Genomic DNA, 19,977 nt, shown 5'->3' with positions numbered 1-19,977 from the left:
ATGATAGCGGAACCGCCGGCGCCCCGGCCCGGTCCAGTGATGTGGCGAAACACCCGGGCCGGAACTAGGGTCAAGATGAATCCGAGCCCCCCTCTCTTACAAAGCCCGCGCGATGGCGGGCCCAATAAGGAGATGCGAATGCCTTCCCTGGACAGCCTCAACTGCCGGCGCAGCCTCCAGGCTGCTGGCAGGACCTACCACTACTACAGCCTGCCCGATGCGGCGGCCCGGCTGGGCGACATCAGCCGCCTGCCCACCTCGCTGAAGGTGCTGCTGGAAAACCTGTTGCGCTGGGAAGACGGCGTGACCGTGCGCCCCGACGACTTCCAGGCCCTGGCGCAGTGGCTGCAGACGCGCAGCAGCGAACGCGAGATCCAGTACCGCCCGGCCCGCGTGCTGATGCAGGACTTCACCGGCGTGCCGGCGGTGGTCGACCTCGCCGCCATGCGCGACGCCGTGGCCCGCGCCGGCGGCGATCCACAGAAGATCAACCCGCTGTCGCCGGTGGACCTGGTGATCGACCATTCGGTGATGGTCGATCGCTTCGGCAACGACCAGGCCTTCCACGAGAACGTCGAGATCGAGATGCAGCGCAACGGCGAGCGCTACGAGTTCCTGCGCTGGGGCCAGCAGGCGTTCGACAACTTCAAGGTAGTACCGCCGGGCACCGGCATCTGCCACCAGGTCAACCTGGAGTACCTCGGCCAGGTGGTCTGGACCCGCGACGAGGATGGCGAAACGGTCGCCTACCCCGACACCCTGGTCGGCACCGATTCGCACACCACCATGATCAACGGCCTCGGCGTGCTCGGCTGGGGCGTCGGCGGCATCGAGGCCGAGGCGGCGATGCTCGGCCAGCCGGTGTCGATGCTGATCCCCGAAGTCGTCGGCTTCCGCCTGACCGGCAAGCTCAACGAGGGCGTCACCGCCACCGACCTGGTGCTGACGGTGACGCAGATGCTGCGCAAGCACGGGGTGGTGGGCAAGTTCGTCGAATTCTACGGCCCGGGCCTGGACCACCTGCCGCTGGCCGACCGCGCCACCATCGGCAACATGGCGCCCGAGTATGGCGCGACCTGCGGCTTCTTCCCGGTCGACCAGGTGACCATCGACTACCTGCGCCTGACCGGCCGCAGCGACGAGCGCATCGCGCTGGTCGAGGCCTACAGCAAGGCCCAGGGCCTATGGCGCGCCAGCGACACGCCCGACCCGCTGTTCAGTGCCACGCTGGAACTCGACCTGGCCCAGGTGCAGCCGTCGCTGGCCGGGCCCAAGCGCCCGCAGGACCGCGTCGCCCTCGAGGACATCGGCGCCAGCTTCGACCTGCTGCTGGAAACCAGCGGCAAGCGCCAGCAGGCCGACACCCCCGCCGCGGTCGCAGGCGAGGCGTTCTCGCTACGGCATGGCGCCGTGGTCATCGCCGCCATCACCTCCTGCACCAATACCTCCAACCCCAACGTGCTGATGGCCGCCGGCCTGCTGGCGAAGAAGGCGGTCGAACGCGGCCTCAGGCGCCAGCCGTGGGTCAAGTCCTCGCTGGCGCCGGGCTCGAAGGTGGTCACCGACTACCTCGAGCGCGCCGGCCTGACGCCCTACCTGGACCAGCTCGGCTTCAACCTGGTGGGCTATGGCTGCACCACCTGCATCGGCAACTCCGGGCCGCTGCCGGAGGCGATCGGCCAGGCGATCACCGACAACGACCTGATCGTCTCCTCGGTGCTGTCGGGCAACCGCAATTTCGAGGGCCGCGTGCATCCGCAGGTCAAGGCCAACTGGCTGGCCTCACCGCCGCTGGTGGTGGCCTTCGCCCTGGCCGGCACCACGCGCATCGACATGCAGAAGGATCCGCTCGGCTACGACAGCAACAACCAGCCGGTGTACCTGCGCGACATCTGGCCGAGCAGTGCGGAAGTGAACGCGGCGGTGAGCCTGATCGACGGGCAGATGTTCCGCAGCCGCTACGCCGACGTCTTCACCGGCGACGAGCACTGGCAGAAGATCGCCGTCAGCGCCGGCGACACCTACCAGTGGAACGCCGCCTCCAGCTACGTGCAGAACCCGCCGTTCTTCGAGGGCATCGGCGCACCACCCGCGCCGCCGCGCGATATCGAGCAGGCGCGAGTCCTGGCGCTGTTCGGCGACTCGATCACCACCGACCACATCTCGCCGGCCGGCAACATCAAGGCCAGCTCGCCCGCCGGGCTCTATCTGCAGCAACTGGGCGTCAAGCCGGAGGATTTCAATTCCTACGGCTCGCGACGCGGCAACCACGAGGTGATGATGCGCGGCACCTTTGCCAACATCCGCATCAGGAACGAGATGCTCGGCGGCGAGGAAGGCGGCAACACACTGCACCAGCCCAGCGGCGACAAGCTGTCGATCTACGACGCCGCGATGCGCTACCAGGCCGAAGGCGTGCCGCTGGTGGTGATCGCCGGCAAGGAATACGGCACCGGCTCGAGCCGCGACTGGGCGGCCAAGGGCACCAACCTGCTGGGCGTGAAGGCGGTGATCGCCGAGAGCTTCGAGCGCATCCACCGCTCGAACCTGATCGGCATGGGCGTGCTGGCGCTGCAGTTCGTCGGCGAGCAGACGCGCCAGAGCCTCGGCCTGACCGGTCGCGAGAAACTGTCGATCCGTGGCCTGGGCGAAGACATCCATCCGCGCCAGCTGCTGACGGTGGAGGTCGAGCGCGAGGACGGCGCGCACGACAGCTTCCAGGTGCTCTGCCGTATCGACACGCAGAACGAGGTCGAGTACTTCAAGGCCGGCGGCATCCTGCACTACGTGCTGCGCCAGCTGATCGGCGGTTGAGGCCGCGTAATAAATGGAGAAACGCCGGGTGGTCCATCACCCGGCGTTTCGAAGCAGTCCGTCGCGGCTGAAGCTCCCCTGCCCTTCGGCGCTGTGCATCCTGCGGCCTCGATCAGTTCCCTTGACGGGTGGATCGCGCTCCCGATCCATGCAGCAGACCTTAATCCCTGAACGTGACAGGGATATTAAGCCCTCGCCGGTTGCGGTCGCCTGGCTACCCGAGAGCCGATCGCCGGTCGGTTTCGCTTCAAGAACAGCCCCGTGCCGCCGATACCCGGCCGCGCCTGAATAAAAAAACGACGCCAGAAAACAGGCTGCTCCACCCTCTCCACCAGCCAGACGTGCCGCCATGCGTAACAATCAGCCCGTAACCCAGCGCGAATATGCGTTCCCGGAACAGCAACGCCTGATCTCGACCACCAACCTCAAGGGCCAGATCACCTACTGCAACGATGTCTTCGCCGAGGTCAGCGGCTTCGAACGCGCCGAGCTGATCAACGCGCCGCACAACCTGATCCGCCACCCCGACGTGCCGGCCGCGGTGTTCGCCCATATGTGGGCCACCCTCAAGGACGGCCGCCCGTGGATGGGCATCGTCAAGAACCGGCGCAAGAACGGCGACCACTACTGGGTCAATGCCTACGTCACACCGGTGCTCGACGGCACGCGCAACGTCATCGGCTACGAGTCGGTGCGGACCAAGCCGACCCGCGAGCAGGTCGGCCGGGCCGAGGCGCTCTACGGGCGGCTCAACGCCGGCAAGAGCGGCGTGCCGCGACGCGATCGCTGGCTGCCGCTGGCACTCAACTGGCTGCCGTTCATCCTCATCAGCCAGATCGGTTTCGGCATTGGCGTCTGGCTGGATCATGGCCCAGGCTTCGCCATCGCCGCGCTGCTGTCGATCCCCCTCGGCCTGGCCGGCCTGCACTGGCAGCGGCGCGGGCTCAAGCGCTTGCTGGGCCTGGCCGAGCAGGCCACCAGCGATCCGCTGATCGCGCAGATGTACACCGACAGCAAGGGCGCCGAGGCACGCCTGGAAATGGCCATGCTCAGCCAGCAGGCCCACCTCAAGACCTGCCTGACGCGCCTGCAGGACAGCGCCGTGCAGTTGCAGGGCCAGGCCCGGCAGACCGACACGCTGGCGCAGAACTGCTCCGGCGGGCTGGCACACCAGCACCAGGAGACCGAGCAGGTGGCCACCGCGGTGAACCAGATGGCCGCCACCACCCAGGAAGTCGCCGGCAATGTCGCGCTCGCCGCCGAGGCGACGCAACAGGCCACCCGGCTCACGGTGCGCGGGCGCAGCGTCACCGCCGAGACGCGCAAGGCAATCGAGCGGCTGTCCGAGGCCGTCGGGCGTACCGGCGAGGTGGTCAACCGGCTGGCCCGCGACAGCGACGAGATCGGCAGCGTGGTCGACGTGATCAAGGGCATCGCCGACCAGACCAACCTGCTGGCGCTGAACGCCGCCATCGAGGCCGCGCGCGCCGGCGAAAGCGGTCGCGGCTTCGCCGTGGTCGCCGACGAGGTGCGCCAGCTGGCCCAGCGCACCGCCCAGGCCACCGGGCAGATCCACCAGCTGATCGAGAACCTTCAGCAGCAGGCCCGCCAGGCGGTGGAAGCCACCCAGAGCGGACGCGCCGAAGCCGAGCGCGGGGTCGGCCAGGTGGTCGAGGCCGACCAGGCGCTGGCCGGCATCAGCGAGGCGATCGACCACATCACCGAGATGGCCACGCAGATCGCCTCGGCGACCGAGGAGCAGAGCGCCGTGGCCGAGGAGATCAGCCGCAACGTCGGCACCATCGCGCACCTGGCCGACCGCACCAGCGGCGACGCACGCAGCCTGGCGCTGCTGAGCGAGGACCTGACCGGCACGGCGCAGGCGCAGTACTCGCTGGTCGAACGCTTCAACCGCTGAGGCGGCTCAACTGCCGGACTGGCCGGCGGCCGCGAGCTGGCGCTGCAACCAGGCGCCGATGCAGTCGGCGGCGCTGTCCAGATGCTGCTCGTGGCTGAAGCCTGAGCGCTTCAGCGGCTTGAGGTCGTGATCGGCGGCCGCCAGCCAGTGCACTTCGACCTGCGGCGAGAGTGCATAGCCCGCCACGGTGGGTCGATCACCCAGCGCGTCACGCTCGCCCTGGACGATCAGCGTTGGCGTGCGCAGCCCGGCCAGGTGGGCGACACGCGGCTTGTCCGGCTTGCCCGCCGGGTGGAACGGGTAGCCGAGACAGACCAGCGCCTGCACCTCGAGCTCGTCGGCCACCAGACTGGTCATCCGCCCACCCATGGACTTGCCGCCGATCGCCAGCGGGCCTGTGGTCTGCTGTCGCACCCAGGCCACCCGCTGCCGCCATTCCTCCAGCAACCGCGCCGCCGGGCTCGGCGGTCGCCGACGCCCGCTCAGGCGCCGCTCGGCCATGTAGTCGAACTCGAAGCGACACACCGCAAGCCCGCGTGCAGCGAGGCGCGCGGCGATCCCCGCCATGAACGGGCTGTCCATCGGCGCGCCCGCGCCATGGGCCAGCAGCAGTGTCGCCGAGGCCGCGCCAGCCGGGCGATCCCAGCAGACGGAGTGCCCCTTGGCAAAATGTGTGTATTGATCGGGGTCAATACCGGCCAATTGCCCTTTCCCCATGCTTGCCTCGCTTTCCTAGGAAAGAAAATCTGCTCATTTAGCCGTGGATGGAAGCCCATACATGAACACAGCAACCAGTACCGCCTATGACTACAAGGTGGTCCGCCAATTTGCCATCATGACGGTGGTGTGGGGAATCGTCGGGATGGGGCTCGGCGTTTTCATCGCAGCACAGTTGGCCTGGCCATTCTTGAACTTCGACCTGCCGTGGACGAGCTTCGGCCGCCTGCGACCTCTGCACACCAACGCGGTGATCTTCGCCTTCGGCGGCTGTGCACTGTTCGCCACCTCCTACTACTCGGTCCAGCGGACCTGCCAGACCCGCCTGTTCGCGCCCGGCCTGGCAGCCTTCACCTTCTGGGGCTGGCAGCTGGTCATCCTGCTGGCGGCGATCAGCCTGCCGCTGGGCTTCACCAGCTCCAAGGAATATGCCGAGCTGGAATGGCCGATCGACCTGCTGATCACGGTCGTCTGGGTTTCCTATGCGGTGGTGTTCTTCGGCACCCTGGTCAAGCGCAAGGTCAAGCACATCTATGTAGGCAACTGGTTCTTCGGCGCCTTCATCCTGACCGTCGCCCTGCTGCACGTGGTGAACAACCTGGAGATCCCGGTCTCGGCGATGAAGTCGTACTCGCTGTACGCCGGTGCCACCGATGCGATGGTGCAATGGTGGTACGGCCACAACGCCGTGGGCTTCTTCCTCACCGCCGGCTTCCTCGGGATCATGTACTACTTCGTGCCCAAGCAGGCCGAGCGCCCGGTGTATTCCTATCGCCTGTCCATCGTGCACTTCTGGGCGCTGATCACCGTGTACATCTGGGCCGGCCCGCACCACTTGCACTACACCGCGCTGCCGGACTGGGCACAGAGCCTGGGCATGGTGATGTCGCTGATCCTGCTGGCGCCGAGCTGGGGCGGCATGATCAACGGCATGATGACCCTCTCGGGCGCCTGGCACAAACTGCGTAGCGACCCGATCCTGCGCTTCCTGGTGGTCTCGCTGGCGTTCTACGGCATGTCCACCTTCGAAGGCCCGATGATGGCGATCAAGACCGTCAACGCGCTGTCGCACTACACCGACTGGACCATCGGCCACGTACACGCCGGCGCCCTCGGCTGGGTCGCCATGGTGTCGATCGGTGCGCTGTACCACCTGATCCCGAAGGTCTTCGGCCGCGAGCAGATGCACAGCATCGGCCTGATCAACACCCACTTCTGGCTGGCCACCATCGGCACCGTGCTCTACATCGCCTCGATGTGGGTCAACGGTATCGCCCAAGGCCTGATGTGGCGCGCGATCAACGACGACGGCACCCTGACCTACTCCTTCGTCGAGGCGCTGGAAGCCAGCCACCCCGGTTTCGTGGTGCGCATGATCGGCGGTGCGATCTTCTTCGCCGGCATGCTGGTGATGGCCTACAACACCTGGCGCACCGTGGGTGCGGCCAAGCCGGCGGAATACGACGCTGCCGCGCAGATCGCTTGAGGAACTAGCTAGATGAAACAGCACGAGAAACTCGAGAAGAACGTCGGCCTGCTGGTCCTGTTCATGATCCTCGCGGTGAGCATCGGCGGCCTGACCCAGATCGTCCCGCTGTTCTTCCAGGACGTGGTCAACGAGCCGGTCGAGGGCATGAAGCCCTACACCGCGCTGCAGCTGGAAGGTCGTGACATCTATATCCGCGAAGGCTGCGTCGGCTGCCACTCGCAGATGGTCCGCCCGTTCCGCGCCGAGACCGAGCGCTACGGCCACTACTCGGTCGCCGGCGAAAGCGTCTACGACCATCCGTTCCTGTGGGGCTCCAAGCGCACCGGCCCGGACCTGGCCCGTGTCGGCGGCCGCTACTCCGACGACTGGCACCGCGCGCACCTGTACAACCCGCGCAACGTCGTCCCGGAATCGAAGATGCCCTCCTACCCCTGGCTGGTAGAGCACACCCTCGACGGCCAGGACACCGCCACCAAGATGCAGGCCCTGCGCAAGCTCGGCGTGCCCTACAGCGACGAGGACATTGCCGGCGCCCGCGACGCGGTCAAGGGCAAGACCGAAATGGACGCCATGGTCGCCTACCTGCAGGTGCTGGGTACCGCGCTGACCAACAAGCGCTGACAGGGCCAACGATTCGGGGCCGCCCGCGGCCCCGCGAACCAATCAAGGACAGCCGCTCGCTCGGGCTGTCCAGGAGTAGAGCATGAGCAATTTCTGGAGTGGATACATCGCCCTGCTGACGCTGGGCAGCATCGTCGCTCTGTTCTGGCTGATCTTCGCCACGCGCAAGGGCGAATCGGCCGGTACCACGGACAAGACGATGGGACATTCCTTCGATGGCATCGAGGAATACGACAACCCCCTGCCGCGCTGGTGGTTCCTGCTGTTCATCGGCACGCTGTTCTTCGGCATCATCTACCTGATCCTCTACCCGGGCCTGGGCAACTGGAAGGGCGTGCTGCCGGGCTACGAGGACGGCTGGACCCAGGACAAGCAGTGGCAGCGCGAAATGGACGTCGCCGAGCAGAAGTACGGCCCGATCTTCGCCAAGTATTCGGCCATGTCCGTCGAGCAGGTCGCGCAGGATGAAGAGGCACTGAAGATGGGCGCCCGCCTGTTCGCCAACTACTGCACCATCTGCCATGGTTCCGACGCCAAGGGCGCGATGGGCTTCCCGAACCTGACCGATGCGCACTGGCGCTGGGGCGGCGAGTCCGATGCCATCAAGACCAGCATCCTCAATGGCCGCATGGGCGCGATGCCGGGCTGGGGCCAGGTGATCGGCGAAGAAGGCGTGAAGAACGTCGCCGCCTACGTTCGCCAGGATTTGGCCGGGCTTAAGCTGCCCGAAGGCAGCGAGGCCGACATCGAGGCAGGCAAGGCGATCTTCGCGCAGAACTGCGTGGCCTGCCACGGCCAGAACGGCGAAGGCATGGCGATGATGGGTGCGCCGAACCTGACCGCACCGTCGAGCTGGATCTACGGCTCCAGCCTGGCCCAGCTGCAGCAGACCATCCGCCACGGCCGCAACGGCCAGATGCCGGCCCAGGAGCAGTATCTGGGCAAGGACAAGGTCCACGTGCTGGCAGCCTACGTTTACAGCCTGTCACACACCGCCGACCAGGCAGCCAAGTAAAAAGTCGTACAGGGCGGTACACTCGTACCGCCCTTCCCGCCTTGTCCAGGGACATACTTCGGTCGCATGCGACCTTCTGTCGCACCGGTGGCGACCACCTGCCCTTCCCCCTCCCACGCTGCAGCCATAAGCTTTGGCATCGATTCGCCAGGTAGCGCAGAAACACAGGCGAAACCCCGCGTTCGACCGGCACCGGCAGGGTGCCGAAACGACCCTTCGATGCGTAGGGAAAACGCCTGAAATCAGGGTTCTGGCGGGTTGAGACAGGCCCGGCGCCGTTTGCATTGCCCCCCTGCTTTCTCCATACTCGCCGCCGTTTTTGCCCTTCGAAATGCCATTAGCGTGGAAGCCTTGCATGAGCACAGCAATAAGTGAGACTGCTTATAACTATAAGGTGGTTCGCCAATTCGCCATCATGACGGTGGTGTGGGGAATCGTGGGTATGGGTCTGGGTGTCCTCATCGCTGCACAGCTGGTGTGGCCGGCACTCAACTTCGACCTGCCGTGGACGAGCTTCGGCCGCCTGCGACCTCTGCACACCAACGCGGTGATCTTCGCCTTCGGCGGTAGCGCCCTGTTCGCGACGTCCTACTACGTCGTACAGCGCACCAGCCAAGCCCGCCTGTTCAGCGACAGCCTCGCCGCCTTCACCTTCTGGGGTTGGCAGGCTGTGATCGTGCTGGCAGTCATCACGCTCCCGCTGGGCTACACCAGCTCGAAGGAATACGCCGAGCTGGAATGGCCGATCGACATCCTGCTGGCGATCGTCTGGATCTCCTACGCCCTGGTGTTCTTCGGCACCATCATGAAGCGCAAGGCCAAGCACATCTATGTGGGCAACTGGTTCTTCGGCGCCTTCATCCTGGTCACGGCGATGCTGCACATCGTCAACAACCTGGAAATCCCGGCCGGCTGGTTCAAGTCCTACTCCATCTATTCCGGCGCCACCGATGCGATGGTGCAGTGGTGGTACGGCCACAACGCCGTGGGCTTCTTCCTGACCACCGGCTTCCTCGGCATGATGTATTACTTCGTGCCCAAGCAGGCCGAGCGCCCGGTGTATTCCTATCGCCTGTCCATCGTGCACTTCTGGGCGCTGATCACCCTGTACATCTGGGCTGGCCCGCACCACCTGCACTACACCGCCCTGCCCGAGTGGGCGCAGAGCCTGGGCATGGTGATGTCGATCATCCTGCTGGCGCCGAGCTGGGGCGGCATGATCAACGGCATGATGACCCTCTCCGGCGCCTGGCATAAGCTGCGCACCGATCCGATCCTGCGCTTCCTGGTGGTCTCGCTGGCGTTCTACGGCATGTCCACCTTCGAAGGCCCGATGATGGCGATCAAGACCGTCAACGCGCTGTCGCACTACACAGACTGGACCATCGGCCACGTACACGCCGGCGCCCTCGGCTGGGTGGCGATGATCACCATCGGCTCGCTGTACCATCTGATCCCGCGCATCTTCGGGCGTGAGCAGATGCACAGCATCGGCCTGATCAACGCCCACTTCTGGCTGGCCACCATCGGCACCGTGCTCTACATCGCCTCGATGTGGGTCAACGGCATCACCCAGGGCCTGATGTGGCGTGCGATCAACGAAGACGGCACGCTGACCTACTCCTTCGTCGAGGCGCTGGAAGCCAGCCATCCGGGCTTCATCGTGCGCTGGCTGGGCGGCGTCTTCTTCCTCACCGGCATGCTGCTGATGGCCTACAACACCTGGCGCACCGTGCGTGCAGTCAAGCCGGCGCAATACGACGTTGCCGCGCAGATCGCTTGAGGAATTTTGATAGATGAAACAGCACGAGAAACTCGAGAAGAACATCGGCCTGCTGACGCTGTTCATGATCCTCGCGGTGAGCATCGGCGGCCTGACCCAGATCGTCCCGCTGTTCTTCCAGGACGTGGTCAACGAGCCGGTCGAGGGCATGAAGCCCTACACCGCGCTGCAGCTGGAAGGTCGTGACATCTATATCCGCGAAGGCTGCGTCGGCTGCCACTCGCAGATGGTCCGCCCGTTCCGCGCCGAGACCGAGCGCTATGGCCACTACTCGGTCGCCGGCGAAAGCGTCTACGACCATCCGTTCCTATGGGGCTCCAAGCGCACCGGCCCGGACCTGGCCCGTGTCGGCGGCCGCTACTCCGACGACTGGCACCGCGCCCACCTGTACAACCCGCGCAACGTCGTACCCGAGTCGAAGATGCCCTCCTACCCCTGGCTGGTAGAGCACAGCCTCGATGGCAAGGGCACGCCCACCAAGATGGAAGCCCTGCGCAAGCTCGGCGTGCCCTACACCGACGAGGACATCGCCGGTGCCCGCGACGCGGTCAAGGGCAAGACCGAAATGGACGCCCTGGTCGCCTACCTGCAGGTGCTGGGCACTGCACTGACTAACAAACGGTAACGCGTTATGGATATCGGGACTCTCCGCGGCTTTGGCACCGTGCTGGTATTCGTCGCCTTCATAGGCGTCGTGCTCTGGGCCTACAGCAGCAAACGCAAGAAGAGCTTTGACGAAGCCGCCAACCTGCCATTCGCAGACGAGACCGACGCCAAGAAGCGTGACGAAGAAGCTTCCAGGAGTAAGAAATAAATGACGTCGTTTTGGAGTTGGTACATCACCCTGCTGAGCCTCGGCACCATCGTGGCGCTGGTGTGGCTGTTGCTGGCCACCCGCAAGGGGCAGCGCCAGGAAAGCACCGAGGAAACCGTCGGCCATTCCTATGACGGTATCGAAGAGTACGACAACCCCCTGCCGCGCTGGTGGTTCATGCTGTTCGTCGGCACCGTGGTCTTTGCCCTTGCCTACCTCGCCCTGTACCCGGGCCTGGGCAACTGGAAGGGCGTGCTGCCGGGCTATGAGGGCGGCTGGACCCAGGTCAAGCAGTGGCAGAACGAGATCGACAAGGCCAACGAGCAGTACGGCCCGCTGTACGCCAAGTTCGCCGCCATGCCTGTCGAGGAAGTCGCTCGCGACCCGCAGGCACTGAAGATGGGTGGCCGCCTGTTCGCCTCCAACTGCTCGGTCTGCCACGGCTCCGACGCCAAGGGCGCCTACGGCTTCCCCAACCTCACCGACCACGACTGGCTGTACGGCGGCGAGCCGGAGACCATCAAGACCACCATCCTGCATGGCCGCCAGGCCGCGATGCCGGCCTGGAAGGACGTGCTCGGCGAAACCGGTATCCGCAACGTTGCCGGCTACGTGCGCAGTCTTTCCGGCCGCGATACCCCCGAGGGTGTCGAGGTAGATGTTGAGCAGGGTCAAAAACTCTTCGCGACCAATTGCGTAGCCTGTCACGCAGCGGATGGCAAGGGTAACCCTGCCATGGGCGCGCCGAACCTGACCGACAACGTCTGGCTGTATGGCTCGAGCTTCGCGCAGATCCAGCAGACCCTGCGTTACGGTCGCAACGGCAAGATGCCCGCCCAGGAAGCTATCCTTGGCAATGACAAGGTGCACCTGCTGGCCGCTTACGTATACAGCCTGTCCCAGCAGCCGGAGAAGTGATGCATCCGGGTCAGGGGTGACGACCTGTCGCACCTGACCCCATACCTCCGGGCGTAGCATGCGCAGCTGGAACAGCAACGGATCCCGATCGGCATGCATCGGTCGGGGCACCCATTCTCCGCCGTGGTATGCACTTGATGACTGAGCAGATTCCCGTTCGCGATGTAACGCCGCCGACCAAGGTCGCCGCTTCCAACGATCTCTATGCGGCCCGCGAAAAGATCTACACCCGCGCCTTCAGCGGCGTGTTCCGCAATCTGCGACGCTTTGGCGGCGCCCTCCTTTTCATCCTCTATTTCGGTACCGTCTGGCTCAACTGGGATGGCCGCCAGGCCGTCTGGTGGGACTTGCCCGAGCGCAAGTTCCATATCTTCGGAGCCACGTTCTGGCCGCAGGACTTCATGCTGCTGTCCTGGCTGCTGATCATCTGCGCCTTCGGCCTGTTCTTCATCACCGTGTTCGCCGGCCGCGTCTGGTGCGGCTATACCTGCCCGCAGAGCGTGTTCACCTGGGTGTTCATGTGGGCGGAAAAAGTCACCGAGGGTGACCGCAACCAGCGCATGAAGCTGGACAAGGCCCCGATGAGCGGCAGCAAGTTCGCCCGCAAGACCGCCAAGCACGCCATCTGGCTCCTGGTCTCGCTGCTCACCGCGATCACCTTCGTCGGCTACTTCACACCGATCCGCGAGCTGGTACCTGATCTGCTCACCCTGCAGGTCGGCGGCTGGGCGCTGTTCTGGATCGGTTTCTTCACCCTGGCGACCTACGGCAACGCCGGCTACCTGCGCGAGCAGGTGTGCATCTACATGTGCCCCTACGCACGCTTCCAGAGCGTGATGTTCGACAAGGACACCCTGATCGTCTCCTACGATCCGCGCCGTGGCGAGAAGCGCGGCCCGCGCAAGAAGGACGCCGACTACAAGGCCATGGGCCTGGGCGACTGCATCGACTGCACCATGTGCGTGCAGGTCTGCCCGACCGGCATCGACATCCGCGACGGCCTGCAGATCGAGTGCATCGGCTGCGCGGCCTGCATCGACGCCTGCGACGCCATCATGGACAAGATGAACTACCCGCGCGGACTGATCAGCTACACCACCGAGCACAACCTGTCCGGCCAGAAGACGCACCTGATGCGCCCGCGCCTGATCGGCTACGCCGTCGCCCTGCTGGCGATGATGGTGCTGTTCGCCTACGCCATCTACGACCGCCCGCTGGTCAAGCTCGACGTGCTCAAGGACCGCGTGCTCTATCGCGAGAACGAAACGGGGCAGATCGAGAACGTCTACACCCTAAAGGTCATGAACAAGGCGCAGAAACCGCAGGTGTTCGTGATCGAGGCCAGCGGTCTGGACGGCCTGAGCTACTCCGGCCGCCGCGAGATCCAGGCCGCCGCCGGCGAACTGGTCACGGTCCCGGTGGAGCTGTCCATCGACCCGGAAAAGCTCCCCTCCAGCACCAACGAGATCGTCTTCCACGTGAAGTCCGCCGACGACCCGTCGATCAACGACGATGCCGACAGCCGCTTCATCGGCCCGAGCATTCGCTAACAGGTAATTCATGCAAAGCAATAACGAGCAGACACGTTGGTACACCCAGTTCTGGGCCTGGTTCGTCATCGGTATCCTGCTGATCGCCGTGGTGCTCGGCGTCTCGCTGCTGACCATCGCCATCCGCAATGCCGATACCCTGGTGGCGGACAACTACTACGACGTCGGCAAGGGCATCAACCAGTCGCTGGAGCGCGAGCGCCTGGCCGAACAGCTGAACATGCGCGCCGAACTGCGGCTTAACGAGGAGCGCGGCCTGGCCGAACTGCAGCTCAGCGGTGACAGCCAGCCGCAGCAACTGGTGCTCAACCTGCTCTCCCCTACCCAGCCGGAACGCGATCGTCGCGTGGTGCTGCAGCCCCAGGGCAATGGCTTCTATCAGGGGCAACTTCCCGAAGCGTCGATCAGCGGTCGCCGCTTCGTCGAGCTGATCGGCCGCGAAGGTGAACAGGACTGGCGCCTGTTCGACGAGAAGCAGATCGAAGCCGGCAGGACGCTCGAACTGAAGCCCAGCCACTGATGGCAACCCCGCAACCCTGCTACCACTGTGGCCTGCCCGTACCCGCGGGCAGCCACTTCCAGGCCCGCGTGCTCGGCGAGATCCGCTCGCTGTGCTGCCCGGGCTGCCAGGCCGTCGCCGAGGCCATCGTCAAGGGCGGGCTGGAAAGCTACTACCAGCACCGCAGCGATGCGGCGATCAACCCCGACGCGCTGCCCAAGGTGCTCGGCGAGGAACTTGCCCTGTTCGACCGGGCCGACGTGCAGCAGCCCTTCGTGACCCACGAAGGCGAGCTGGCCAGCACCTCGCTGATGATCGAAGGCATCAGTTGCGCGGCCTGCGGCTGGCTCATCGAGCGCCACGTGCGCAACCTCGAGGGGGTCGCCGAGGCGAGCCTGAACCTGTCCAACCATCGTCTCCAGGTGCGCTGGAGCGACACCCGCCTGCCGCTCAGCGAACTGCTCGGCGAACTGCGTCGCATCGGTTACGCGGCGCATCCCTACCAGGCCGACCAGGCCGCCGAACGGCTGGCCCGCGAAAACCGTCGTTCGCTGCGCCAGCTCGGCGTGGCCGGGCTGTTGTGGATGCAGGTGATGATGGCGACCATGGCCACCTGGCCGGAATTCAATATCGACCTGTCGGCCGGCATGGATCGCATCCTGCGCTGGACCGCCCTGCTGCTGACCACCCCCATCGTCTTCTACTGCTGCACGGACTTCTTCAAGGGCGCGCTGCGCGACCTGCGCACCCGGCACCTGACGATGGACGTATCGGTTTCGCTGGCCATCGGCGGCGCCTACCTGGCCGGCATCTGGTCCACCGTCACCGGGCGCGGCGAGCTCTATTTCGATGCGGTGGGCATGTTCGCGCTGTTCCTGCTCGCCGGTCGCTATCTCGAGCGACGCGCACGCGAACGCACGGCCGCGGCCACCGCCCAGCTGGTCAACCTGCTGCCGGCCTCCTGCCTGCGGCTGGACGACACCGGCCAGAGCGAGCGGGTGCTGTTGACCGAGTTGCGCCTTGGCGACCGGGTACTGGTGCAGCCCGGCGGGCTGGTGCCGGCCGACGGCAGCATCCTCAGCGGCCAGTCGAGCATCGACGAGTCGGTGCTAACCGGCGAATACCTGCCACTGCCGCGCGCACCGGGCGACAGCGTCACCGCCGGCACCCTGAACGTCGAGGGCCCGCTGACCATCCGCGTCGAGGCACTCGGCGACGACACGCGGCTGTCGGCCATCGTGCGCCTGCTGGAACGGGCCCAATCGGACAAGCCCAGGCTGGCCGAGATCGCCGACCGGGTCTCGCAGTGGTTCCTGATCATCGTCCTGCTCGCCGCTGCCCTGGTCGGCCTCGTCTGGTGGCCCCTCGATCCGGACCGCGCCTTCTGGATCGTGCTCGCCCTGCTGGTCGCCACCTGCCCGTGCGCCCTGTCGCTGGCCACCCCGACCGCCCTGACCACCGCCACCGGCACGCTGCACAAGCTCGGCCTGCTGCTCACCCGCGGGCACGTGCTCGAGGGCCTGAACCACATCGACACCGTGGTCTTCGACAAGACCGGCACCCTGACCGAGGGGCGCCTGACACTGACCGGCGTCCACCCGCTGGGCGGCGAGAGTGCCGACGCCTGCCTGGCCCTGGCCGCGGCCCTGGAGAATCGCTCGGAGCATCCCATCGCCCGCGCCTTTGGCCGTGCGCCGCAGCCTGCCGATGCCGTGGACAGCGTGCCCGGCCTCGGCCTCGAAGGCCGCCTCGGCGAGCGCGTGCTGCGGATCGGCCAGCCAGCCTTCGTCGCCGCGCTCTACGGCAGTGCGCCACCGGCAATCCCGGGCGACCAGGGCCAATGGCTGCTGCTGGCCGATGGCAGCGGGCCGCTCGCCTGGTTCGTCCTCGACGATCGCCTGCGCGAGGATGCCGCCGCCCTGCTGCAGGCGTGCCGCGAGCGCGGCTGGAAGACCCTGCTACTGTCCGGCGACAGCTCGCCGATGGTCGCCCAGATCGCCGAGCAACTGGGGATGGACGAGGCCCACGGCGGCCTGGCCCCGGCCGACAAGCTTGCCCGCCTGCAGCAGATGCAGGCCGCCGGCCAGCGCGTGCTGATGCTCGGCGACGGCGTCAACGACGTCCCGGTGCTCGCCGCGGCCGACATCAGCATCGCCATGGGTAGCGCCACCGACCTGGCCAAGACCAGCGCCGATGCGGTGTTGCTGTCCAACCGGCTGGAAAGCCTGGTCAAGGCCTTCCAGGTCGCTCGGCGCAGCCGCCGCATCATCATCGAGAACCTGGCCTGGGCCAGCCTGTACAATGGCTTGGTCCTGCCCTTCGCCGCCATCGGCTGGGTCACGCCGCTGTGGGCCGCGCTGGGCATGTCGGCAAGCTCGCTGCTCGTGGTGCTCAACGCGTTGCGGCTTACCCGCCATTAACCTCGCCGCGCGGCTGGCGCGGTGCCTTACAGGTAGACGACATGGCAGCTCTGTACGTACTGATCCCGGTGGCCGTGGTGCTGGTTGCACTGGCCATCTGGGTATTCTTCTGGGCCGTCGACAGCGGCCAGTTCGACGATCTCGACAGCCCGGCGCACAGCATCCTGTTCGACGACGACGAGGCGCTGCCGAAAGCCGAGGCCAAGGCGCCGGAAGAAACGGACCGTCGCAACGATGACTGAACTCGCCCCGCTGCTGCTCTCGGCCTTCGTCCTCGGGCTGCTCGGCGGCGGTCATTGCCTGGGCATGTGCGGCGGGCTGATGGGCGCGCTGACCATGGCCATCCCGCCCGAACAGCGGGCCAGGCGCCTGCGCCTGCTGCTGGCCTACAACCTCGGCCGGGTGTTCAGCTATGCGCTGGCCGGCCTGCTGATCGGCCTGGCTGGCTGGGCGGTGGCAACCGGGCCGGCGGCCCTGGCGATGCGTGTGGTTGCCGCCCTGCTGCTGATCGCCATGGGGCTTTACCTGGCCGGCTGGTGGAGCGGGTTGACCCGTATCGAGGCGCTGGGGCGCGGCCTCTGGCGTCACATCCAGTCCGTCGCCAGCCGCCTGATGCCGGTCACCAGCCTGCCGCGCGCGCTATTGCTCGGCGGACTCTGGGGCTGGCTGCCGTGCGGGCTGGTCTACAGCACGCTGCTGTGGTCGGCCAGCCAGGGCGACGCCTGGCAGAGTGCACTACTGATGTTCGCCTTCGGCATCGGCACCTGGCCGGTCCTGCTGGCCACCGGCCTGGCCGCCGAGCGGCTGACCGCCATGCTGCGCAAGCGGCAGGTGCGGGTCGCTGGCGGGGTGCTGGTCATCCTGTTCGGCCTGTGGACCCTGCCGGGGCCGCACCAGCAATGGCTGATGGGCCACTCGGCCACGCCGGCAGCCCACCAGGCGCACTGAGTCCTCAGGGCTCCTTGGGCAGGGCCCGCTTGTGCGCGGTCTTGTCGTAGGTGCCCACGATGACCGCGGCCGCCTCCTCCGGCACCGCCTGCCCCTGCAGGAACGCATCGATATCGCGATAGGCCACCCCATGGGCATGCTCGTCCGGCTTGCCCGGGCTGAGTTCCTCGAGATCGGCGGTCGGCACCTTGTGCACCAGTTGCTCGGGCGCCCCCAGAGCGGCGGCGAGCTGGCGAACCTGCCCCTTCACCAGCCCGGCCAGGGGCGTCAGGTCGCAGGCGCCATCGCCGAACTTGGTGAAGAAGCCCATCACCGCCTCGGCGGCATGGTCGGTGCCGATGACCAGCCCCTGGCGCGCGTTGGCGATGGTGTACTGTGCCACCATGCGCATCCGCGCCTTGGTGTTGCCGAGCACGAAGTCGCGGCTGGCCGGCGATAGCGCCCCCAGTGCCTCGGTCGCCTCGGCCAGCGCCTGCACCGCCGGGCCGATGTTCACCGTGTGGCATTCGTCCGGCGCGATGCTGTCGACCGCCAGCTGCGCCTCGTGCTCGTCGTGCTGCACCTGGTATGGCAGGCGGACCGCGATGAAGCGATAGTCGTCGCCCTCGCCCGCCGCGCGCATGTCTTCGACGGCGCGCTGGGCCAGCAGCCCTGCGGTGGTGGAATCGACCCCTCCGCTGATGCCCAGCACCAGCGTCTTCATGCCTGACTGGCGAAGGCAGTCCTGAATGAAGCGTACCCGCCGGTCGATCTCGGCCTGGACGGCCTCGGGTCCATCGAACGGCGGCAAAACTCCGAGTGCTGCAGCGATTTCCGGCTGGCGGTTGTGCATCGATTTCCTCCTCTGGCCCAGGGGCGTATTCGCAAAGACGACAGCATACGACAGACAAGCATGCGACCACGACGAACGCCTGAATTCACCCGCCAACCGTTCATCCCGGCCGATCCGCCAGGCGCCGGCCTTGGTTGATACAGGTCAAGTCCGCCCCCCGGCCCCCTGCCTAGAATCCGCGCACTGCCGTCATACCGGGAAAGGCACATGCTCGATTCCATCCGCTGGGACACTGACCTGATCCGCCGTTACGATCAGGCCGGCCCGCGCTATACCTCCTATCCGACGGCAGTGCAGTTCAACGGCAGGATCGGCTCGTTCGAGCTACTGCATGCGCTGCGCGGCAGCCGCCATGCCGGCCGGCCGCTTTCGCTCTACGTTCACATCCCGTTCTGCGCCAACGTCTGCTACTACTGCGCCTGCAACAAGGTGATCACTAAGGACCATGGCCGGGCCCTGCCCTACCTGGAGCGCCTGGAAAAGGAAATCGAGCTGGTCGCCTGCCACCTGGGGCCACAGCAGGTCGTCGAGCAGCTGCACCTGGGCGGCGGCACGCCGACCTTCTTCAGCCACGACGAGCTGCGTCGCCTGATGGCGGCCCTGCGCCGGCATTTCCACCTGCAGGACGACGACCACGGCGACTTCAGCATCGAGATCGATCCGCGCGAGGCGGACTGGTCGACGATGGGTCTGCTGCGCGAACTGGGCTTCAACCGCATCAGCATCGGCGTACAGGATCTCGATCCCCAGGTGCAGCGCGCGGTGAATCGCATGCAGACGCTGGAGCAGACCACCACCATCATCGACGCGGCGCGGACCCTGCAATATCGCTCGGTCAACATCGACCTCATCTATGGCCTGCCGCTGCAGACCCCGGCGGGGTTCGCCCGCAGCGTGGAGGCGATCATCGGCCTGCAACCCGATCGCCTCTCGCTGTTCAACTACGCGCACCTGCCTGAGCGCTTCATGCCGCAGCGGCGCATCGAGGCCAGCCAGTTGCCGTCGCCCGTCGACAAGCTGGCGATGCTGCAGCGCAGCATCGAGCAATTGACCGATGCCGGCTACCGCTACATCGGCATGGATCACTTCGCCCTGCCCGACGACGACCTTGCCATGGCCCAGGAAGACGGCCTGCTGCAGCGCAACTTCCAGGGCTACACGACCCATGGCCACTGCGACCTGATCGGCCTCGGGGTTTCGGCGATCAGCCAGCTCGGCGATCTGTACTGCCAGAACGCCAGCGACATCGGCGCCTACCAGGAAGCCATCGATCGCGGCCAGCTCACCACCGCGCGGGGCCTGCGCTGCAACGAGGACGACCGCATCCGCCGCTTCGTCATCCAGAAGCTGATCTGCGACTTCGAATTGCAGTTCGCCGAACTGCAGCGCGCCCACGGCGTCGAGTTCAGGACCTACTTCGCCGACGCGCTGCCCATGCTCGAGCAGATGGCGGCCGACGGCCTGCTCGAGCTCGACGATACCCAGCTGTTGGTCCAGCCCGCCGGGCGCCTGTTGATCCGGGCGATCTGCATGCAGTTCGACCACTACCTGCCCGAGCAGCGCGGCCAGCGTTTTTCCCGGGTGGTCTGATCATCGGAAAAAGCCCCGCGGACCCGCCTGCGACCACCGGGCTGTTTGA

Annotated in this window: 16 protein-coding genes and 2 pseudogenes; 16 read left to right on the top strand and 2 right to left on the bottom strand. The window is 66.3% G+C overall.

From position 1 onward, the window contains the following. Positions 1–138 precede the first annotated feature (138 nt). The 3 genes and pseudogenes from acnA to L3N39_RS19045 form a co-directional block, all read left to right on the top strand. Positions 139–2,814 (top strand): aconitate hydratase AcnA, encoded by a 2,676-nt coding sequence (gene acnA / locus L3N39_RS15220; RefSeq protein WP_237258308.1) that lies wholly within the window; start codon positions 139–141, stop codon positions 2,812–2,814. 349 nt (positions 2,815–3,163) lie between these two features. Then, positions 3,164–3,496: pseudogene (locus L3N39_RS19050) on the top strand (PAS domain-containing protein); the annotation flags it as partial. A gap of 705 nt (positions 3,497–4,201) precedes the next feature. Then, a pseudogene (locus tag L3N39_RS19045) lies at positions 4,202–4,732 on the top strand (methyl-accepting chemotaxis protein); the annotation flags it as partial. Between the two features lie 6 nt (positions 4,733–4,738). On the opposite strand, the gene L3N39_RS15210 reads toward L3N39_RS19045, so the two are convergent. Next, the gene (locus L3N39_RS15210) at positions 4,739–5,449 is read right to left on the bottom strand and encodes an alpha/beta family hydrolase (protein ID WP_237258306.1); all 711 of its coding nucleotides are present in this window, start codon (positions 5,447–5,449) and stop codon (positions 4,739–4,741) included. A gap of 61 nt (positions 5,450–5,510) precedes the next feature. Here L3N39_RS15210 and ccoN (L3N39_RS15205) point away from each other — a divergent pair, with 61 nt between their 5' ends. The 12 genes from ccoN (L3N39_RS15205) (at position 5,511) to L3N39_RS15150 (ending at position 17,506) form a co-directional block, all read left to right on the top strand. Further along, positions 5,511–6,935, top strand: a complete 1,425-nt coding sequence (gene ccoN / locus L3N39_RS15205) for a cytochrome-c oxidase, cbb3-type subunit I (protein ID WP_237258305.1) — start codon at positions 5,511–5,513, stop codon at positions 6,933–6,935. 12 nt (positions 6,936–6,947) lie between these two features. After that, a complete protein-coding gene (ccoO, locus tag L3N39_RS15200) occupies positions 6,948–7,559 on the top strand; it encodes a cytochrome-c oxidase, cbb3-type subunit II (protein WP_237258304.1) in 612 nt (203 codons plus the stop codon). Positions 7,560–7,641: 82 nt separating this feature from the next. Continuing rightward, positions 7,642–8,574 carry a cytochrome-c oxidase, cbb3-type subunit III gene (gene ccoP / locus L3N39_RS15195; RefSeq protein ID WP_237258303.1) on the top strand — a complete coding sequence of 311 codons (933 nt, stop codon included), beginning with the start codon at positions 7,642–7,644 and terminating at the stop codon, positions 8,572–8,574. A gap of 355 nt (positions 8,575–8,929) precedes the next feature. Beyond that, positions 8,930–10,357 carry a cytochrome-c oxidase, cbb3-type subunit I gene (ccoN, locus tag L3N39_RS15190; protein ID WP_237258302.1) on the top strand — a complete coding sequence of 476 codons (1,428 nt, stop codon included), beginning with the start codon at positions 8,930–8,932 and terminating at the stop codon, positions 10,355–10,357. A gap of 13 nt (positions 10,358–10,370) precedes the next feature. Beyond that, positions 10,371–10,982: a cytochrome-c oxidase, cbb3-type subunit II gene (ccoO, locus tag L3N39_RS15185; RefSeq protein ID WP_237258301.1), complete on the top strand. Its 612-nt coding sequence runs from the start codon at positions 10,371–10,373 to the stop codon at positions 10,980–10,982. Positions 10,983–10,988: 6 nt separating this feature from the next. After that, positions 10,989–11,171 carry a cbb3-type cytochrome oxidase subunit 3 gene (locus tag L3N39_RS15180; RefSeq protein WP_237258300.1) on the top strand — a complete coding sequence of 61 codons (183 nt, stop codon included), beginning with the start codon at positions 10,989–10,991 and terminating at the stop codon, positions 11,169–11,171. Continuing rightward, positions 11,172–12,089, top strand: coding sequence for a cytochrome-c oxidase, cbb3-type subunit III (ccoP, locus tag L3N39_RS15175; RefSeq protein WP_237258299.1), 918 nt, complete (start codon positions 11,172–11,174; stop codon positions 12,087–12,089). It abuts the gene before it with no gap. Between the two features lie 137 nt (positions 12,090–12,226). Then, entirely contained in the window at positions 12,227–13,639 is a 1,413-nt protein-coding gene (gene ccoG, locus L3N39_RS15170; protein ID WP_237258298.1) for a cytochrome c oxidase accessory protein CcoG, read from the top strand. Between the two features lie 10 nt (positions 13,640–13,649). Then, entirely contained in the window at positions 13,650–14,159 is a 510-nt protein-coding gene (locus tag L3N39_RS15165) for a FixH family protein (protein ID WP_237258297.1), read from the top strand. Next, the gene (locus tag L3N39_RS15160) at positions 14,159–16,558 is read left to right on the top strand and encodes a heavy metal translocating P-type ATPase (protein ID WP_237258296.1); all 2,400 of its coding nucleotides are present in this window, start codon (positions 14,159–14,161) and stop codon (positions 16,556–16,558) included. The genes L3N39_RS15165 and L3N39_RS15160 overlap by 1 nt, the downstream gene beginning before the upstream one ends. Before the next feature lie 41 nt (positions 16,559–16,599). Then, the gene (gene ccoS, locus L3N39_RS15155) at positions 16,600–16,800 is read left to right on the top strand and encodes a cbb3-type cytochrome oxidase assembly protein CcoS (protein ID WP_237258295.1); all 201 of its coding nucleotides are present in this window, start codon (positions 16,600–16,602) and stop codon (positions 16,798–16,800) included. Continuing rightward, positions 16,793–17,506, top strand: coding sequence for a sulfite exporter TauE/SafE family protein (locus L3N39_RS15150; RefSeq protein WP_237258294.1), 714 nt, complete (start codon positions 16,793–16,795; stop codon positions 17,504–17,506). The genes ccoS and L3N39_RS15150 overlap by 8 nt, the downstream gene beginning before the upstream one ends. 4 nt (positions 17,507–17,510) lie before the next feature. Here L3N39_RS15150 and nadE read toward each other — a convergent pair whose 3' ends face one another. Further along, positions 17,511–18,338 (bottom strand): NAD(+) synthase, encoded by an 828-nt coding sequence (gene nadE / locus L3N39_RS15145; protein WP_237258293.1) that lies wholly within the window; start codon positions 18,336–18,338, stop codon positions 17,511–17,513. Positions 18,339–18,545: 207 nt separating this feature from the next. On the opposite strand from nadE, the gene hemN reads away from it, so the two are divergent. Next, entirely contained in the window at positions 18,546–19,928 is a 1,383-nt protein-coding gene (gene hemN / locus L3N39_RS15140) for an oxygen-independent coproporphyrinogen III oxidase (RefSeq protein ID WP_237258292.1), read from the top strand. Positions 19,929–19,977 lie beyond the last annotated feature (49 nt).

Source organism: Pseudomonas oligotrophica (assembly GCF_021726475.1).
Taxonomy (GTDB): Bacteria; Pseudomonadota; Gammaproteobacteria; order Pseudomonadales; family Pseudomonadaceae; genus Stutzerimonas; species Stutzerimonas oligotrophica.
Note: the sequence above shows the minus strand (reverse complement) of the source record. Positions and strands in the feature narration are given on the sequence as shown.

Excerpts from the sequence above, each read along its gene's own strand:
- acnA (WP_237258308.1), top strand. The coding sequence starts at position 139 with ATGCCTTCCCTGGACAGCCTCAACTGCCGGCGCAGCCTCCAGGCTGCT.
- L3N39_RS15210 (WP_237258306.1), bottom strand. The coding sequence starts at position 5,449 with ATGGGGAAAGGGCAATTGGCCGGTATTGACCCCGATCAATACACACAT.
- ccoN (WP_237258305.1), top strand. The coding sequence starts at position 5,511 with ATGAACACAGCAACCAGTACCGCCTATGACTACAAGGTGGTCCGCCAA.
- ccoO (WP_237258304.1), top strand. The coding sequence starts at position 6,948 with ATGAAACAGCACGAGAAACTCGAGAAGAACGTCGGCCTGCTGGTCCTG.
- ccoP (WP_237258303.1), top strand. The coding sequence starts at position 7,642 with ATGAGCAATTTCTGGAGTGGATACATCGCCCTGCTGACGCTGGGCAGC.
- ccoN (WP_237258302.1), top strand. The coding sequence starts at position 8,930 with ATGAGCACAGCAATAAGTGAGACTGCTTATAACTATAAGGTGGTTCGC.
- ccoO (WP_237258301.1), top strand. The coding sequence starts at position 10,371 with ATGAAACAGCACGAGAAACTCGAGAAGAACATCGGCCTGCTGACGCTG.
- L3N39_RS15180 (WP_237258300.1), top strand. The coding sequence starts at position 10,989 with ATGGATATCGGGACTCTCCGCGGCTTTGGCACCGTGCTGGTATTCGTC.
- ccoP (WP_237258299.1), top strand. The coding sequence starts at position 11,172 with ATGACGTCGTTTTGGAGTTGGTACATCACCCTGCTGAGCCTCGGCACC.
- ccoG (WP_237258298.1), top strand. The coding sequence starts at position 12,227 with ATGACTGAGCAGATTCCCGTTCGCGATGTAACGCCGCCGACCAAGGTC.
- L3N39_RS15165 (WP_237258297.1), top strand. The coding sequence starts at position 13,650 with ATGCAAAGCAATAACGAGCAGACACGTTGGTACACCCAGTTCTGGGCC.
- L3N39_RS15160 (WP_237258296.1), top strand. The coding sequence starts at position 14,159 with ATGGCAACCCCGCAACCCTGCTACCACTGTGGCCTGCCCGTACCCGCG.
- ccoS (WP_237258295.1), top strand. The coding sequence starts at position 16,600 with ATGGCAGCTCTGTACGTACTGATCCCGGTGGCCGTGGTGCTGGTTGCA.
- L3N39_RS15150 (WP_237258294.1), top strand. The coding sequence starts at position 16,793 with ATGACTGAACTCGCCCCGCTGCTGCTCTCGGCCTTCGTCCTCGGGCTG.
- nadE (WP_237258293.1), bottom strand. The coding sequence starts at position 18,338 with ATGCACAACCGCCAGCCGGAAATCGCTGCAGCACTCGGAGTTTTGCCG.
- hemN (WP_237258292.1), top strand. The coding sequence starts at position 18,546 with ATGCTCGATTCCATCCGCTGGGACACTGACCTGATCCGCCGTTACGAT.